The sequence below is a fragment of the Rahnella victoriana genome, assembly GCF_021276285.1.
GTDB classification, from domain to species: domain Bacteria; phylum Pseudomonadota; class Gammaproteobacteria; order Enterobacterales; family Enterobacteriaceae; genus Rahnella; species Rahnella victoriana.
In genome coordinates this window covers 3,666,414-3,681,191 of sequence record NZ_CP089919.1, presented here as the reverse complement: position 1 = coordinate 3,681,191, position 14,778 = coordinate 3,666,414, and the positions used below count along the sequence as shown (strand labels likewise).

At 56.3% G+C, this 14,778-nt stretch carries 15 protein-coding genes; 4 read left to right on the top strand and 11 right to left on the bottom strand.

Annotated elements, in window-relative coordinates; genetic code table 11:
- Positions 1-46 precede the first annotated feature (46 nt).
- The 3 genes from lsrK (at position 47) to J9880_RS17035 (ending at position 3,320) form a co-directional block, all read left to right on the top strand.
- Complete coding sequence (lsrK, locus tag J9880_RS17045; RefSeq protein WP_232770485.1) at positions 47-1,639, top strand: autoinducer-2 kinase; 1,593 nt, start codon at positions 47-49, stop codon at positions 1,637-1,639.
- Positions 1,640-2,227: 588 nt separating this feature from the next.
- Complete coding sequence (locus J9880_RS17040) at positions 2,228-2,632, top strand: CidA/LrgA family protein (RefSeq protein WP_131694326.1); 405 nt, start codon at positions 2,228-2,230, stop codon at positions 2,630-2,632.
- Positions 2,625-3,320, top strand: coding sequence for a CidB/LrgB family autolysis modulator (locus J9880_RS17035; protein WP_119822409.1), 696 nt, complete (start codon positions 2,625-2,627; stop codon positions 3,318-3,320). The genes J9880_RS17040 and J9880_RS17035 overlap by 8 nt, the downstream gene beginning before the upstream one ends.
- A gap of 328 nt (positions 3,321-3,648) precedes the next feature.
- Here J9880_RS17035 and flgL read toward each other — a convergent pair whose 3' ends face one another.
- The 11 genes from flgL to flgB form a co-directional block, all read right to left on the bottom strand.
- Positions 3,649-4,611, bottom strand: coding sequence for a flagellar hook-associated protein FlgL (gene flgL / locus J9880_RS17030; RefSeq protein WP_119822408.1), 963 nt, complete (start codon positions 4,609-4,611; stop codon positions 3,649-3,651).
- A 27-nt stretch (positions 4,612-4,638) separates the two neighbouring features.
- The gene (gene flgK / locus J9880_RS17025) at positions 4,639-6,291 is read right to left on the bottom strand and encodes a flagellar hook-associated protein FlgK (RefSeq protein WP_119822407.1); all 1,653 of its coding nucleotides are present in this window, start codon (positions 6,289-6,291) and stop codon (positions 4,639-4,641) included.
- A 141-nt stretch (positions 6,292-6,432) separates the two neighbouring features.
- Entirely contained in the window at positions 6,433-7,401 is a 969-nt protein-coding gene (gene flgJ / locus J9880_RS17020; protein ID WP_095922293.1) for a flagellar assembly peptidoglycan hydrolase FlgJ, read from the bottom strand.
- Positions 7,401-8,507 (bottom strand): flagellar basal body P-ring protein FlgI, encoded by a 1,107-nt coding sequence (locus J9880_RS17015; RefSeq protein ID WP_095922294.1) that lies wholly within the window; start codon positions 8,505-8,507, stop codon positions 7,401-7,403. The genes flgJ and J9880_RS17015 overlap by 1 nt, the downstream gene beginning before the upstream one ends.
- Before the next feature lie 10 nt (positions 8,508-8,517).
- Entirely contained in the window at positions 8,518-9,222 is a 705-nt protein-coding gene (locus tag J9880_RS17010) for a flagellar basal body L-ring protein FlgH (RefSeq protein WP_095925152.1), read from the bottom strand.
- A 128-nt stretch (positions 9,223-9,350) separates the two neighbouring features.
- Positions 9,351-10,133 carry a flagellar basal-body rod protein FlgG gene (flgG, locus tag J9880_RS17005; protein ID WP_095922295.1) on the bottom strand — a complete coding sequence of 261 codons (783 nt, stop codon included), beginning with the start codon at positions 10,131-10,133 and terminating at the stop codon, positions 9,351-9,353.
- Between the two features lie 21 nt (positions 10,134-10,154).
- Positions 10,155-10,910: a flagellar basal body rod protein FlgF gene (locus tag J9880_RS17000; RefSeq protein WP_232769655.1), complete on the bottom strand. Its 756-nt coding sequence runs from the start codon at positions 10,908-10,910 to the stop codon at positions 10,155-10,157.
- A gap of 34 nt (positions 10,911-10,944) precedes the next feature.
- Positions 10,945-12,192 carry a flagellar hook protein FlgE gene (gene flgE / locus J9880_RS16995; RefSeq protein ID WP_095922297.1) on the bottom strand — a complete coding sequence of 416 codons (1,248 nt, stop codon included), beginning with the start codon at positions 12,190-12,192 and terminating at the stop codon, positions 10,945-10,947.
- 76 nt (positions 12,193-12,268) lie between these two features.
- Complete coding sequence (gene flgD, locus J9880_RS16990; protein WP_119822406.1) at positions 12,269-12,970, bottom strand: flagellar hook assembly protein FlgD; 702 nt, start codon at positions 12,968-12,970, stop codon at positions 12,269-12,271.
- 11 nt (positions 12,971-12,981) lie between these two features.
- Positions 12,982-13,386 (bottom strand): flagellar basal body rod protein FlgC, encoded by a 405-nt coding sequence (gene flgC / locus J9880_RS16985; RefSeq protein WP_013575164.1) that lies wholly within the window; start codon positions 13,384-13,386, stop codon positions 12,982-12,984.
- 5 nt (positions 13,387-13,391) lie between these two features.
- The gene (gene flgB, locus J9880_RS16980) at positions 13,392-13,802 is read right to left on the bottom strand and encodes a flagellar basal body rod protein FlgB (protein WP_095922299.1); all 411 of its coding nucleotides are present in this window, start codon (positions 13,800-13,802) and stop codon (positions 13,392-13,394) included.
- A 164-nt stretch (positions 13,803-13,966) separates the two neighbouring features.
- Here flgB and flgA point away from each other — a divergent pair, with 164 nt between their 5' ends.
- Positions 13,967-14,692, top strand: coding sequence for a flagellar basal body P-ring formation chaperone FlgA (flgA, locus tag J9880_RS16975; RefSeq protein ID WP_232769654.1), 726 nt, complete (start codon positions 13,967-13,969; stop codon positions 14,690-14,692).
- Positions 14,693-14,778 lie beyond the last annotated feature (86 nt).

Genomic DNA, 14,778 nt, shown 5'->3' with positions numbered 1-14,778 from the left:
GGTCAGGTAAACGGTGCCCGATAAACTGGCACGAGAGAACATCGCGATGACCTCTACCCTGAACTCTGAGCACGAACGTAGCTATCTGATGGCGCTGGATGCCGGAACCGGCAGTATCCGGGCGGTGATTTTCAATCTCGAAGGTGAGCAGATAGCCGCCGGGCAGGCCGAATGGATCCATCTGGCTGTGCCGGATGTCCCCGGTTCGATGGAGTTTGATCTGCACAAAAACTGGCAACTGGCGTGTCAGTGCATCCGTCAGGCGCTGCAGGAAGCGCGCCTCCCCGCTTCCGCGATCCGCGCCGTCGCTGCCTGTTCCATGCGCGAAGGCATCGTGCTGTACGATAAATCCGGCGCGCCCATCTGGGCCTGCGCCAACGTCGATGCCCGCGCCAGCCGGGAAGTGAGCGAATTAAAAGAAATCCACGATTTCGAATTTGAACGCGAAGTCTATGAATGTTCCGGCCAGACGCTGGCACTCAGCGCCATGCCGCGTTTGCTGTGGCTGGCCCATCATCGCCCGGACATTTACCGTCAGGCGGCGACCATCACCATGATCAGCGACTGGCTGGCGTATATGCTCAGCGGCGAACTGGCGGTGGATCCGTCAAACGCCGGGACCACCGGCATGCTGGATTTAACCACGCGCAACTGGCGGCCTGAACTGCTGGATATGGCCGGTCTGCGCGCCGATATGCTGTCACCGGTAGCGGAAACCGGCACCCGGCTGGGTTATGTCACCGCCAGCGCCGCCGACGCCTGCGGGCTGAAAGCCGGTACGCCGGTCGGCATGGGCGGCGGCGATGCCCAGCTCGGCACGCTGGGGCTGGGACTGGTACGTCCCGGTCAGACAGCGGTACTCGGCGGCACCTTCTGGCAGCAGATCGTCAACTTACCGCAACCGGTCACCGATCCGGAGATGAACATCCGCGTCAATCCGCATGTTATCCCCGGTATGGCGCAGGCCGAATCCATCAGTTTTTTCACCGGCCTGACCATGCGCTGGTTCCGCGACGCGTTTTGCACTGAAGAAAAAACCATGGCGCAGCGTCTGGGTGTCGATGCTTACAGTCTTCTGGAGGATATGGCCGCCCGTGTACCCGCCGGCGCCTGGGGCGTCACCCCGGTGTTCTCCGACGCCATGCATTTCAAGAACTGGTATCACGCCGCGCCGTCGTTCATCAATTTGTCCATCGATCCTGAAAAGTGCAACAAACCGGTGCTGTTCCGCGCGCTGGAAGAAAACGCCGCCATCGTCTCGGCCTGCAATCTGGATATGATCGCCCGCTTCTCCGGTGTCCGCGCCAAATCGCTGGTGTTCTCCGGCGGCGGCTCAAAAGGAAAATTGTGGTGTCAGATTTTAAGTGATGTCACCGGGGTGCCGGTGAATGTGCCGGTGGTAAAAGAAGCCACCGCACTGGGCTGTGCGATTGCGGCCGGTGTCGCGGCGGGTGTGTACGCGTCACTTGCCGACACCGGCGAAGCGCTGGTGCGCTGGGAGCGGGAATACCAGCCGGTGGCCGCGCATCATGCAAATTATCTGGTACAGAAAGCCAACTGGCAGGAAGTGTACGCCGACCAGCTCGGGCTGGTGGACCGGCAGCTGACGACGTCGATGTGGAAAGCGCCGGGGTTATGATCTAACCGGCAACGCCTGCGTGCGATGAAGAAATGGGTGGCTCTCCCCCCTGCAAAAAGAAAGGCTGTTGTGGGGCATTAATGACAATTCTGGATCTGGTGTTGCCTGCTAAACCCCCTCCCCGCCTCCCCCTTCGCAGGGGGAGGAGCCAAAACCGCGTTGCTCCCTCACACTTCGCCATGGGTGGAGCCGAAAACCGGCTTGCTCCCTCACACTTCGCCGCGGGGGGAGCCGAAAACCGGCTTGCTCCCTCCCCTGCGAAGGGGAGGGCTGGGGTGGGGTATTAATGACAACTCGGAATCTGGTGTTGCCTGCTGAACCCCCTCCCCGCCTCCCCCTTCGCAGGGGGAGGAGCCAAAACTGCGTTGCCGCCTCACACTTCGCCATGAGTGGAGCACATCACGGACCCGTTGCTACTTTCTCAATACCCGCTGAAACGTCTCTCCGGCGCGGTGAAGGAGAAAACAAAACCTGCCAGTCACACGCCATTTTGGAATACACTTCATTCCTAAATTTCATACTGAGTTATGTGGCACAGATCACATCTTAATTGTATGATGAATGCATCATTCAACTGGGTGAAACACCATGAGCAATGCAACCTCTCTGGCATTTCAATATATTCGGGCGTTTATTCTGATCTATCTCTGTTTATTCGCCGGGAATGCGATTTCATCTCTTTTGCCGCTCACGATACCTGGCAGCATTATCGGGATGCTGATCCTGTTCGGGCTGCTTTCCACGCAAATTCTGCCGTTTAAATGGGTCAAACCGGGCTGTAACATTCTGATCCGTTATATGGCGCTGTTGTTCGTGCCTATCGGCGTCGGGGTGATGAATTATTACGAGCAACTGCGCACGCAGTTTGGTCCGCTGGTGGTGTCCTGTCTGGTGAGTACCCTTATCGTGCTGCTGGTTGTCGCCTATTGTTCACACTACATTCATGGCGAACGCGGTGCGGTGGGCGAAAAGGCGGAGAACAAAAATGATTGATATTCTGTGGTCATTGCCGCTGACGCTTATCGTGTTTTTTGCCACCCGCAAGCTAGCCATCAAACTGAAAATGCCGCTGCTCAATCCGCTGCTGATGTCGATGGTGGTGATTATTCCGCTGCTGCTGGTGACAAATATTCCTTACGCCCGCTATTTCGCTGGCAGCAAAATCCTCAATGATTTGCTGCAACCGGCGGTGGTCGCGCTGGCCTTTCCGTTGTATGAGCAATTGCATCAGATCCGCGCCCGCTGGAAATCCATCATCAGTATCTGTTTTATCGGCAGTGTCGTCGCCATGGTCACCGGCACGGCGATCGCGCTGTGGATGGGTGCAACACCGCAGATTGCGGCATCGGTCTTACCGAAATCCGTCACCACGCCGATCGCCATGGCGACGGCGCAATCCATCAACGGCATTCCGGCCATCAGCGCCGTGTGTGTGATTTTCGTCGGTATTCTTGGTGCCGTCTTTGGTCACACGATTTTGAATATTCTCAAAATCACCACCAAAGCTTCACGCGGACTGGCGATGGGCACCGCCTCGCACGCACTGGGCACCGCACGTTGCGCAGAAATGGATTATCAGGAAGGCGCGTTCAGCTCACTGGCGCTGGTGATTTGCGGGATCATCACCTCCCTCCTCGCCCCGTTCCTGTTCCCCGTATTACTTGCCATGTTTGGTCATTAAGAATGATTAATCCTCTGGTAGGTTCCCCTGAATAACGAGTACAGATTCCTCTAACTGGTTCGGATTGTATCAAGGCGGCAACTGAGTGAATCCCCGGGAGCATACAATAAGTATGTGACCGGGGTTCGCGAAGGAAGCCAACGCTGAGCCAGTCTGAAATATGAAGAGGGAAAAAGAGTATGTCGCCAAACCTTAGAAAGACGACATACAAAGCTGAGAGTACCCGGTTTAAGTACAGTCAGAAAAATGCCTGCATAACCGCAGATTTACGGTTATGCAGTCGATAACGAGAAGGTGTCTGGCGCGCAGGATCACGCGCCGGAGAGGATTACGAATTCATCTGGAACAGTGACATACCTTGCATGGCGCTGTAGGTTTTGTAGGACGCCTGAAGCGCGACCTGTTGCAGGGTGTAGGTCGAGATCGCCGAGGTCCATTCCGTATCCACCAGATTACTGAGTTTGGTGGAGTTGGTGACTTCACGGTTATCGCCCAGCGTATCCAGATTGTCCAGTTCACTCATCTGCGTACCCAACTCAGAACGCACTGACAGCACGTTGTTGAGTGAATTGCTCAGACCACGGTTGGCTTTATCGATGGCATCAGTATATTCCGTGTCAGTGGTATAGTCGGCGGATGGCGTGGTCAGGGCTTTCAGCGCGCCGTCGATGGTTTTGAATATATCCGATTCACCGACAGAACCGCCCGGTTCGGTCTTCGCATCACCCGTCAGGGTATCAAAAATCTGATTACCGGTATGGTTGATGGTCATCGTGCGGCTGGCATCAACCTGCTGGGTGATCGCCGTCGTACCGCCGGAATAAGTCACTTCGCCGGTGGTGGCATCCTGGGTATAAGGCGCGGTATCACTTTTATAACCGGCGAAAATATAGCGTCCATTGCCGTCAGTGCTGTTTGCCAGATTCAGAAGCTGAGATTTCAGGCTTTCCAGTTTGGTCGCCAGTGAAGAGCGGTCGTCATCGCTCAGCGTACCGTTACCGGCCTGAACGATCAGCGTCTGCGCATCCTGGATGGTGGATGTCACGCTGCCTAAAATCGATTCTTCCTGACTCATGCTCTGGTTGGCAAAGGTACGGGCTACAGAATACTGACTGTTTTCTGTTTGTGCCTGACGCACCAGCACCGCCTGCGATGCCGCCAGCGGATCATCCGAAGGCTTGCTCACTTTGCTGCCGGTAGACAGCTGTAAGCCGGTCGCCTGGAAACGGTTCTGACCATCCAGCACCGCATCCATGTTCTGTTGGTAAATCATATTGGTACTAAGGCGCATGGCATCAGTTCCTTATCAGTTCCGGGATCAGCGGAGATTTATAATGGCGTCGAATATCGTCGATGCTGTCTGCACAACCTGGGCGTTAGCCAGATAATATTGCTGGAAACGTTGCAGGTCGCCGTACTCCTCATCGAGGTTAACCCCGGAGATAGACTGCTGCTGCGTGGTCAGCTGCGTCACAATATTGGCCTGCGCCGTGCTGGTGGTGGTCAGCGTGGCAACCTGGTTACCGACGTTACTCACCATACTGGCATACGCGCCGGTCAGGGTGGATTTGCCTTCCACCAGTTTGGCGGTTTGCAGATTCAGCATGTTTTGTGCGTTGGTGTTATCACTGACACCGCTGTCTGCGGCGCTGGCGGCGGCAATCAGGGAAGAATCACTGATGGCGACATTCAGGCTGCCTGCGACATTGCTCACCGTTTTGATGGTGAAGCTGTCCTTGGTATCCGGTGTGCCGCTGACAGACACCGACAGACCATCAAATTCCAGGGTCGGATCGTCGTTACTGTCAGTCCCTGCCGTCGGGGTGATTTTTGCCCCATCGGAAACGCGGGTCACATCCCAGCTTGTGCCGTTGTACGACATGGTGTAATCGCTGGCTTTTACCGCTGAGGTGTCGGTATACGCCACATCCACGGCTGCCGTGCCCGTGTTTTTAGTGTTGCCCACGGTGGTCGCGCCGGTGAAGGAGAAGAAATCCGTCCCTGCGTCACCGTTGAGGTCAAAACCGGCTTTGTTGGTGGTATTGAAACTGTCGCCCAGCGCCAGCGCAAGCTGACCTAACTGGTTGATGGCCGGTTCCAGGTTTTCTTTACGGAAAGCCAGTGTGCCGCCAAGTGAACCGGTGGTCAGACGGCTTTCCTGAATTTCGGTCACGGAACCGTCCGCCTGCGTCATGCCCACGGTCAGTTTGGAAGGATCCGCACTCGACGCCATCGCCACGACGGTTTTCGCCGACCCACCGCTGACCAGCGGGGTGCCGTTGGCAAAGGAGACGTTGTAAGTATCGCCATCCTGCTGGGTCACCGTCACGCCGGTAATGTCATTCAGCTGGCTGACCAGCAGGTCGCGCTGGTCAAGCAGGGCATTCGGCTCCTGCCCGGTGCTGCCGCGGGTCGCGGTGATCTGATCGTTGAGTTTGGCAATCTGCGTCGCATAGGTGTTGATCTGGTCAACATTCTGCGTGATCTGCTGGTTAACCGCCGTGTTCATGTCGTTCAGGTATTTGGCTGAGCTGTTGAACTGCGCCGTTAAGCCCTGCGCTTCGCCCAGTACCGCCTGACGCGCCGAGCTGTCGCTGGCATTGCTGGTCAGGGTTTGCAGGCCGGTGAAGAACGTCGCCATGGTGGCGTCGATACCGGTTGAGCTGTCGCCCAGTAAGTCATCGATGGAGCTGGCCTGATCGAGCTGTGTCGACAACGCACTGCTGGTTGCGCTGGCACCCAGAAGCTGTTTGACCACAAAAGAGTTGTACTCACGGTTAACGCCCGTGACCGTGACACCGTTACCGATGTACCCGGCAGAGGTTGAGGTGCCGTTGCTTTCAGCAATAATGGCCGTCTGGCGGTTATAACCGGCCACACTGACGTTAGCGATGTTGTTCCCGGTGGTACTGAGCGCGGCCTGCGCTGCGTTCAGTCCGCTCATTGCGGTATTTATTAAGCTACTGGACATGAGTGACCTTTTGGCTGCCGGTGACTTTTTTACCACCGTGTAATTAAGGGAGCTGAACCGGGGCTTTCCCCTTTTCCCATTCTGATCGTGTTATCGGCCTGCACCGCTAAAACTTGAGAAAAAAAACGAGGATTTGCAGGTCTAAAAGATATCTTTTAAATCATGGCTATACGCCTTCACCGCCTGCTCGCCCGCGCCTTTAATTTTCTGGATCACACTGACCAGTTTATCGGCGTAATTCGGGTCGGTGGCGTAACCGGCACGTTGCAGAGCGTGAGCCGCCTGTTCCGGGGTATTGGCGGAGGCAACCTGTGCGTAACGCGGGTTATTGGTGAGCAATTTGATGTAGTCGCTGATGGCTTCGACATAAGAGCCATAGACGCGGAAACTGGCCTGCACTTTTTTCGCCACGCCGTTGGTGTATTCGGTGGTGGTGATCCGGGTGGTCGGGCCGTCCCAGCTGCTGCCCGCTTTGATACCAAACAGGTTGAAGCTGCGCTTGCCATCGGAGGTCGGGATTTCACGCTGCCCCCAGCCGGATTCCAGCGCGGCCTGCGCCATGATCAGCTGATGCGGGATCCCGCTGTCTTTACTGGCGACCTGCGCCGGAATGGTCAGGCTGGAGACGAACTGTCCGCTGTCGGTTGGCAACGGTGCGCCGCCGGTGGTGCGGTCCGGCGCGGTCGGGATGACTTTACGCAGGTACTGTTCCATGGCCTGAACCGGAAGGGTTTTGAGCACTTCGTTATCCAGCGCCATCGGCACCGTACCCGCCAGTTCAGACGGTTGTTTACTGCCGCCGGTGAGCTGTTCCACCATCATGTCAGCCATGCCCAACCCTTTGTTGGACATGTCCTGCGCAATTTGCTGATCGTACATCGATGTATAAAGTTTGGTGGATTCGTTATCCAGAATGCCACCCTGCGGCAGTGCCTGACGCATGCTTTTCAGCATCATCTGCACGAACACCCCTTCAAACTGTTTAGCCACTTCTTTGATGTGCGCCTGCGGATCCTGCGCCACATCCCGCTTCAGTTTGTTCAGGGAGTTCGTATCGTACGCCGCAGATTGCGGGTCAAACGTCCCTGACATCGACATCAGATCGCTCATCAGATAATTTCCAAATCAGCACGCAGGCATCCGGCTGTTTTCATTGCCTGCAGGATAGACATCAGATCGATAGGCGTCGCGCCTAACGCATTCAGGGTACGCACCACGTTGTTCAGGCTGGCACTCGAACGTACCTGCTGAATCGACCCGCCCGACTGACGAACGGAAATATTGGTGTTTGGCGTCACCACGGTCTGACCGCCGCCAAATGGCGTGTTCGGCTGACTGACATCGTTCTGACGATCGACCACCACAGAGAGGTTGCCCTGCGCCACCGCACAGCTGTCCAGCGTGACATCGCGGTTCATGACCACCGAACCGGTACGGGAGTTGATGATCACTTTCGCGTCCATCGGCCCGACGTTGACTTCGATATTCTGGATCTGCGCCAGAATGCGCACCTGCGAGGTGTTGCCACGCGGCACCACCACCTGAATATTGCGGGAATCCAGTGCCGACGCCACGCCCATCCCCTGACGGTTGATCGCATCGCTGATCTGCTGCGCCAGATTGAAATCTTCGTCATTGAGTTGCAGGTTGATCACGCCTTCGGTCCCGAAGGTGCTTGGCAGTTCACGTTCAATGGTTGCCCCGCCGGTGATACGACCGCCGGACACCTGGTTCACCGTGACGCTGCTGCCACCGGCAGACGCACCGGCACCGCCCACCAGCACGTTACCCTGTGCCAGCGCGTACACCTGATTATCTACGCCTTTCATTGGCGTCATCAGCAAGGTGCCGCCACGGATACTTTTGGCGTTACCCATGGAAGACACCACGACGTCGATGGCCTGACCGGCTCGCGAAAACGGCGGCATCTTGGCCGTGACCATGACCGCCGCCACGTTTTTCAGCTGCATATTGGTGCCTGCCGGTACGGTGATACCGAGCTGGGATAACATGTTGGTCAGCGTCTGGGTGGTGAACGGCGTCTGGGTGGTCTGGTCACCGGTACCGTCGAGGCCGACAACCAGACCGTAGCCGATCAGGGCGTTATCACGCACACCCTGAACGGTGGTCAGATCGCGAATACGATCGGCGGATGCGGGCAGTACCACCAGGGTAGACATCGCCAGACAGAGAATACCGGAGAGAAGTTTTCGCATGATTGCCTCGTTATAACGGCGATAAGTTTAAGAAGAACCGCTGCAACCAGCCCATGTTCTGCGCTTCATTGATGTAGCCGTTACCCACGTACTCGATGCGTGCATCTGCCACCTGCGTGGAGATCACGGCGTTCGCGCCGCTGATGGTGCGTGGGTTGACCACACCGGAGAACCGGATAAATTCGGTTCCCTGATTAATTTCGATTTGTTTTTCACCGACCACTTTCAGGTTGCCGTTCGCCAGCACTTCGGCGACGGTCACGGTCAGTGTGCCGCTGAAGGTGTTATTGGCAGCAGCACCGCCCTTGCCGGCGAAGGTATTCGCACCGGAGGTATCCACGGCGGCACGGCCATTGCCGAACAAGCCTTCCAGATAACGCGGGGTGGTATCAAAGCCAAACGTCGTGGAACCGTTACGGCTGGCGTTCGCCGAGGAGCTTTTGCTCGCACTGACGTTTTCCTGCAAGACGATGGTCAGCGTATCGCCGATATTACGTGGACGGCGGTCTTCAAACAGCGGCTGATAACCGTAGTTCATCGGCTGTACTGACTGGAAAATCGAACCGTTTGGAACCGGCGGTGCGGCAGGCGCAGGCGCCGCTGTGGTTGTTCCGGGGACCAGCGGGGTGTGCGGCATATACGCGCAGCCATTCGCCAGTAATGTGATTAACAGCGGCAGCACCAGCTTGCCTGGTCGGTCTGTAGAAGAAGTCATTACCGACGTGTTTTTTTTGGTCACCACAGTTATCGCCTTTAAAAAATCGACCTGGTAGGGATCTGAACCGGTTCAGGACAGGAGCGGATCCGCCCCTGTCCTCTTTTTGTCTTACTGACACAAAAAACTTACAGCTGAGAAAGTTTCTGCAGCATTTCGTCCGACGTGGACACGGCTTTACTGTTGATTTCGTAAGCGCGCTGCGTCTGGATCATGTTGACCAGTTCTTCCGCCACGTTGACGTTAGAGGTTTCCACATAACCCTGATACAGCAGACCCGCGCCGTTCAGGCCCGGTGTGCTTTCAGTCGGTGCGCCGGAGCTTTGGGTTTCCTGATACAGGTTCTCACCCAGTGACTCCAGGCCGCTGTTGTTGATGAAGGTGCTCAGCGTCAGCTGACCGACCTGCTGTGCCGCCGTCTGACCTTGCGTGGTCACACTGACGATACCGTCACGGCCCACGGTCATGCTCAGGGCATTGGCCGGAATGGTGATGGCCGGGATCACCTGATAACCGCTGGAGGTCACCAGCTGACCGTTCTGGTCAACCTGGAAAGAACCGTCACGGGTATAGGCGGTGGTGCCGTCCGGCAACTGCACCTGGAAGAACCCTTCCCCTTTTACGGCGATGTCTTTGCTGTTGCTGGTCTGTGACAGGTTACCCTGCGAGAACAGACGTTCTGTGGACACAGGACGCACACCGGTACCGATCTGTAAACCGGATGGCAGGTTCGTCTGTTCAGAAGACTGCGCACCAGGCTGACGGACCGTCTGGTAAAGCAGGTCTTCAAATACCGCACGCTGGCGTTTAAAGCCGTTAGTGCTGACGTTCGCCAGGTTGTTGGCGATGACGTCCATGTTGGTCTGCTGGGCATCCAGACCGGTTTTCGCAATATACAGCGATGGGATCATGTTTTTACTCCTCTGCCATCATCAGCTCATTGACAGCAGATTGTTGGCACTCTGTTCATTTTCATCGACGCTGTGGATGACTTTCATCTGCATCTCAAAGCGACGGGCGTTGGCGATCATGTCAACCATGGTAGACACCGGGTCCGCGTTACTGCCTTCAAGCGTGCCGGGCATGACGTGAATGGTCGGGTCAGCCTGTAACGCGGCACCCCGCGCCTGCACGGTGGCCGGGGTTGGCCGGAACATGCCGTCGTCGCCACGGGTGACTTCGTTGTTTGCAGCCTTTACCAGCTTGAGTTTGCCGAGCTGACCCATGGTGTTGGGATCAGCACCGGCTTCAAGTACGGCAATGGTGCCGTCCGCTGAAATCGTGAGCTGAGAGTCCGGCGGAACTTCGATCGGCCCGTTATCCCCCATCACCGGATGACTCTGAACGGTCAGCTGGTTAGTGGGGGAAACCTGCATGTCACCGTTACGGGTATAGGCTTCAGAGCCATCAGGCATCTGCACCGCAAGGAAACCGTCCTGCTGTAACGCCACGTCAAGCGGGCGTCCGGTGTAGTTCAGTTTCCCCTGGGTCATGTCTGCGCCCGGCGTAGACGCGGTGACCAGCGTACGGGTTTGCAGGCTTTCCCCGTCCACCGGCACTGCGCGCATCGCTAAAAGCTGCGAGCGGAAGCCCGGTGTATTGGCGTTGGCCAGGTTACTCGACGTCACCGACTGCTGAACCAGCGTCTGACTGGCGGCGCCGCCTGCGGTGTAGATAGCGTGATCCATAATGCTGCCCTGTTCTCAGGTGATAAAACGGCTATTAACGCAGGTTAACCAGCGTGTTCAGGATGGAGTCCTGAGTTTTGATGGTTTGCGCATTCGACTGATAGTTACGCTGAGCAACAATCATGTTGACCAGTTCAGCACTCAGATCGACGTTGGAAGATTCCAACGCGCCGCTGGTCATGGAGGCTAAACCACCTTCACCTGCAATGCCGTTCACAGCCTGACCGGAAGACGCGGTGGCGGACCACACGTTATCGCCCTCAGATTTCAAACCTTCAGGGTTGGAGAAGTTACTCAGCACAATTTGCCCCAGTAACTGGGTTTTGTTGTTGGAGTAAGTCCCTGAAATGGTGCCGTCATCATTGATGGTGTAACCGGTCATCTGACCCGCGGCGTAACCATCCTGAGTCAGGGAACCGATGCTGTCGCTGCCGGTACTCTGCTGGATACTGCCGGTGAAGTTCAGCGCCACGGATTGCGGATCCACCGCACCGTTTGTCGCCGTGCTCATTGGCAGGGTCAGAGTCAGCGGAGTGGTCGTCGGGTTGCCCGCTGCGTCATCGGTGCTGGTCAGTGCGCCACTGGTGCTGAAATTCAGGGTACCGATTTTGGCTGCGGTCGCCGTCGCGTCGCTGCCATCAAGGGAATACACATCCCAGGTGTTGGCGGCAGTTTTGGCGAAATACACGCTGTTATCGTGGGAGTTACCCAGTGAGTCATAGGTGGTGATGGTGCTGACGTAGTTGTAGCTGGTGTCATCGTTCGGGTTGAACGTGGTCGCTGCCGGGATCGCGGTATCAGTAGAGTTCAGGTTAGCCACCATCGTCCCCACGGTGGTCGCGTTGGCGCTCATCATGGTGGTCGGAATGCTCAGGGCAACAGGCTGTGCGCCCGCCGCGATGGTCGGTGGTGTACCGGTTGCCGGATAACCTGTCACGCTCAGGCCCTGGGTATTGACCAGATTACGGTTTTCATCCAGAGAGAACTGACCATTACGGGAGTAATACACACCGCCGCTGGCATCGGTCAGACGGAAGAAACCGTTGCCGCTCAGTGCCACGTCCAGTCCGCGCGAGGTAGACGTCGTGGTACCGTCGTTGAAGTTCTGGGTGACAGCGGCAACTTTAACGCCCATACCGGTCTGGGAACCGGCAAACATATCGGCAAAAGAGGCGGTCGCGGTTTTAAACCCAACGGTCGCGGAGTTGGCAATGTTGTTACCAATCACGTCGAGGTTGGTTGATGCCGCGCTGAGACCGCTGACTGCTTGTGAAAAGCTCATGTTAGCTCCGTTTACTGTGTGAAGTGTTTTCAGCTCCTCCCCCTTCGCAGAGGAGGGAGCGGTCTGAGTTATTCGCTTACAAAATCTGGCGTACGGAATCCACGGTAGCGGTTCCACGTACACCCAGATCCAACGCGGTATTACCGGATGAATCTGTGGTCACACCGTTGACCAGTGCATAGTTCAGCGGTGTTGCCACCATTTGCTGACCATTGTTCAGGGCATTGATGCTGAAGGTATAGCTGCCGTCCGGTGCTTTGGTGCCATCATCCTGTGTGCCATCCCAGGTGTAGCTGTGAACCCCGGCAGTCTGGGATCCCAGAGTGATGGTTTTCACGACTTTACCGGTGGAGTCACTGACAGTGGCGGTGGTGGTATCGGACGCGGTTTCCAGTTCGAAACCAAAAGGTGTGGTGCTGACGGTGCCGTCGGTATCACTGCCGACCAGGATCGCACTGCCGGATACCATGACGCCGTGGCCGATCAGCGAACTGGCCTGCACGGAAGTCCCGCTGGAGATTTGTCCGGAGATGCTGCCCAAGGTGGTATTGAGTTTTTCAATCCCGCTCACGGTGCTGATTTGCGCCAGCTGACTGGTCAGCTCGCTGTTATCCATCGGATTGGTCGGATCCTGGTTTTTCAGCTGCGCCACCAGCAGGGTCAGGAAACTGCTGGATAAGTCTTCTGCCGAACTGGTGCCGGTGGTCGATGTGCTGGAACTGGTACTGGATATCGTCGTGTTATCAGTGGTGTCATTAATCGACGTCGTAATTGCCATGGTTCGCTCCGCTATTGCCCCAGAGTGAGAGTTTTCATCATCAACGACTTGGTGGTGTTAAGCACTTCGACGTTGGCCTGATAACTGCGGGAAGCGGAGATGGTGTTCACCATTTCGCTGACCACATCTACGTTTGGCATCTGTACATAACCTTTCGCATCCGCCATCGGATTGCCCGGCTCGTACACCATGCGCATCGGCGCCGGGTCATCAACCACTTGCGCCACTTTCACGCCGCCCGTTTCCTGTCCGGGTGCCGCATCCACCTGGAAGACAACCTGCTTCGCTTTGTAGGGTTTACCGTCAGGGCCGGTCACGCTGTCGGCGTTGGCCATGTTACTGGCGCTGACGTTCAGACGCTGAGACTGCGCGGCAAGCGCAGAACCGGCGATATCAAAAATACCGAGCATCGACATATGAATTATCCTTGCAGCACCGACATCATCCCTTTAATTTGCCCGCCGAGAACGGTCAAATCGGTCTGATAGCGCACGCTGTTATCCGCAAAGTTGGTACGTTCACGGTCCATGTCTACCGTGTTGCCGTCTGCTGACGGCTGGTCAGGGATCCGGTACATCAGATCCATATCAGCGGGCTGAACGTTCGAGGCCGCGATATGACGATCGGAGGTCAGCGATAACGACATGCCGCTGCCGCTGGCACGCCCCTGCTCCATCACTTTCTGTAACTGACTGGCGAAATCGATATCGCGGGCCTGATACCCCGGGGTATCCGCGTTCGCAATATTGGCTGAAAGTATTTCTTGCCGCTGGGCGCGCAGGTTGAGCGCTTCCTGTTGGAACTGTAGTGCGGCGTTCAATTTGTCGAGCATGCGCCCTCCGCAAAGTGAGATTTTGGAGTCGACAGCATAAATGCGAGTGTCAACTACCTATCGTCTGAATAAGCATAAAATCGGGCGCTATTTGTCCCTTTAGGAATTGCGAAGTGAGCGTAGACTTGTCGCCAGTAGTAGGTTGGCACAAAGGTAAATTGCGTATGAACAGGCAGACAATCCGTCGTTTAGGCATCACGCTGGGCTGCATCATGATCGGTGCGACGTCCGGCGGCATGAGCTATGCGCAGACAACGCAGGTCAAAAGCGTGCCTGCTTCATCCAATAGCGATACACTGCTGTCCTCGCAAATTCAGCAGTTCTTCCGCCAGCAATATGCGGAAAGTGGTATGCAGGTCACGGTGGTGGTCAACACCCCGAGCGCCCGTCAGCCACAATGTTTATCGCCGCAATTTATGCTCTCTCCGAACAGTCGCACCTGGGGCAATGTCTCGGTGGCGGTGAACTGTAACGGGCGTAAAAGCTATGTGCAGACCAAAGTACAGGTGAGCGGCACCTATTGGGTGGCCGCGAAAAATGTGCCTGCCGGATCGCATCTGGCGCAAACAGACATGCAACAAAAAACCGGGCGTCTGGATTTGTTACCGCCTAAAGCGGTGCTGGACAGTAAGCTGGCCGTTAACGGCATCACGCTGCGCAATATCAGCATCGGGCAGCCTTTGACGCTTTCCATGCTGCGCCGTCCGTGGATGGTTCACGCGGGGCAGGATGTTCAGGTTCAGGCAACAGGCAGTGGTTTCAATGTATCGAGTGCCGGTAAGGCGATGAACAATGCTGCCGCGAATGAATCCGTGAGGATCAGAATGCCGTCAGGCGTGATTGTCAACGGAACGGTAGGCTCGGATGGGTCTGTGACGGTGGAAATTTAATCCGGTATTGCAGCGGGGTTTTGTAGAAAAAGCTGCAATAAAGGCTAAAGTTATTTCGCCACATGTCGATAACAAACGTATCAGAG

Excerpts from the sequence above, each read along its gene's own strand:
- flgA (WP_232769654.1), top strand. The coding sequence starts at position 13,967 with ATGAACAGGCAGACAATCCGTCGTTTAGGCATCACGCTGGGCTGCATC.
- J9880_RS17015 (WP_095922294.1), bottom strand. The coding sequence starts at position 8,507 with ATGCGAAAACTTCTCTCCGGTATTCTCTGTCTGGCGATGTCTACCCTG.
- J9880_RS17010 (WP_095925152.1), bottom strand. The coding sequence starts at position 9,222 with ATGACTTCTTCTACAGACCGACCAGGCAAGCTGGTGCTGCCGCTGTTA.
- flgJ (WP_095922293.1), bottom strand. The coding sequence starts at position 7,401 with ATGAGCGATCTGATGTCGATGTCAGGGACGTTTGACCCGCAATCTGCG.
- flgL (WP_119822408.1), bottom strand. The coding sequence starts at position 4,611 with ATGCGCCTTAGTACCAATATGATTTACCAACAGAACATGGATGCGGTG.
- J9880_RS17040 (WP_131694326.1), top strand. The coding sequence starts at position 2,228 with ATGAGCAATGCAACCTCTCTGGCATTTCAATATATTCGGGCGTTTATT.
- J9880_RS17000 (WP_232769655.1), bottom strand. The coding sequence starts at position 10,910 with ATGGATCACGCTATCTACACCGCAGGCGGCGCCGCCAGTCAGACGCTG.
- lsrK (WP_232770485.1), top strand. The coding sequence starts at position 47 with ATGACCTCTACCCTGAACTCTGAGCACGAACGTAGCTATCTGATGGCG.
- flgK (WP_119822407.1), bottom strand. The coding sequence starts at position 6,291 with ATGTCCAGTAGCTTAATAAATACCGCAATGAGCGGACTGAACGCAGCG.
- flgG (WP_095922295.1), bottom strand. The coding sequence starts at position 10,133 with ATGATCCCATCGCTGTATATTGCGAAAACCGGTCTGGATGCCCAGCAG.
- J9880_RS17035 (WP_119822409.1), top strand. The coding sequence starts at position 2,625 with ATGATTGATATTCTGTGGTCATTGCCGCTGACGCTTATCGTGTTTTTT.
- flgC (WP_013575164.1), bottom strand. The coding sequence starts at position 13,386 with ATGTCGATGCTCGGTATTTTTGATATCGCCGGTTCTGCGCTTGCCGCG.
- flgB (WP_095922299.1), bottom strand. The coding sequence starts at position 13,802 with ATGCTCGACAAATTGAACGCCGCACTACAGTTCCAACAGGAAGCGCTC.
- flgD (WP_119822406.1), bottom strand. The coding sequence starts at position 12,970 with ATGGCAATTACGACGTCGATTAATGACACCACTGATAACACGACGATA.
- flgE (WP_095922297.1), bottom strand. The coding sequence starts at position 12,192 with ATGAGCTTTTCACAAGCAGTCAGCGGTCTCAGCGCGGCATCAACCAAC.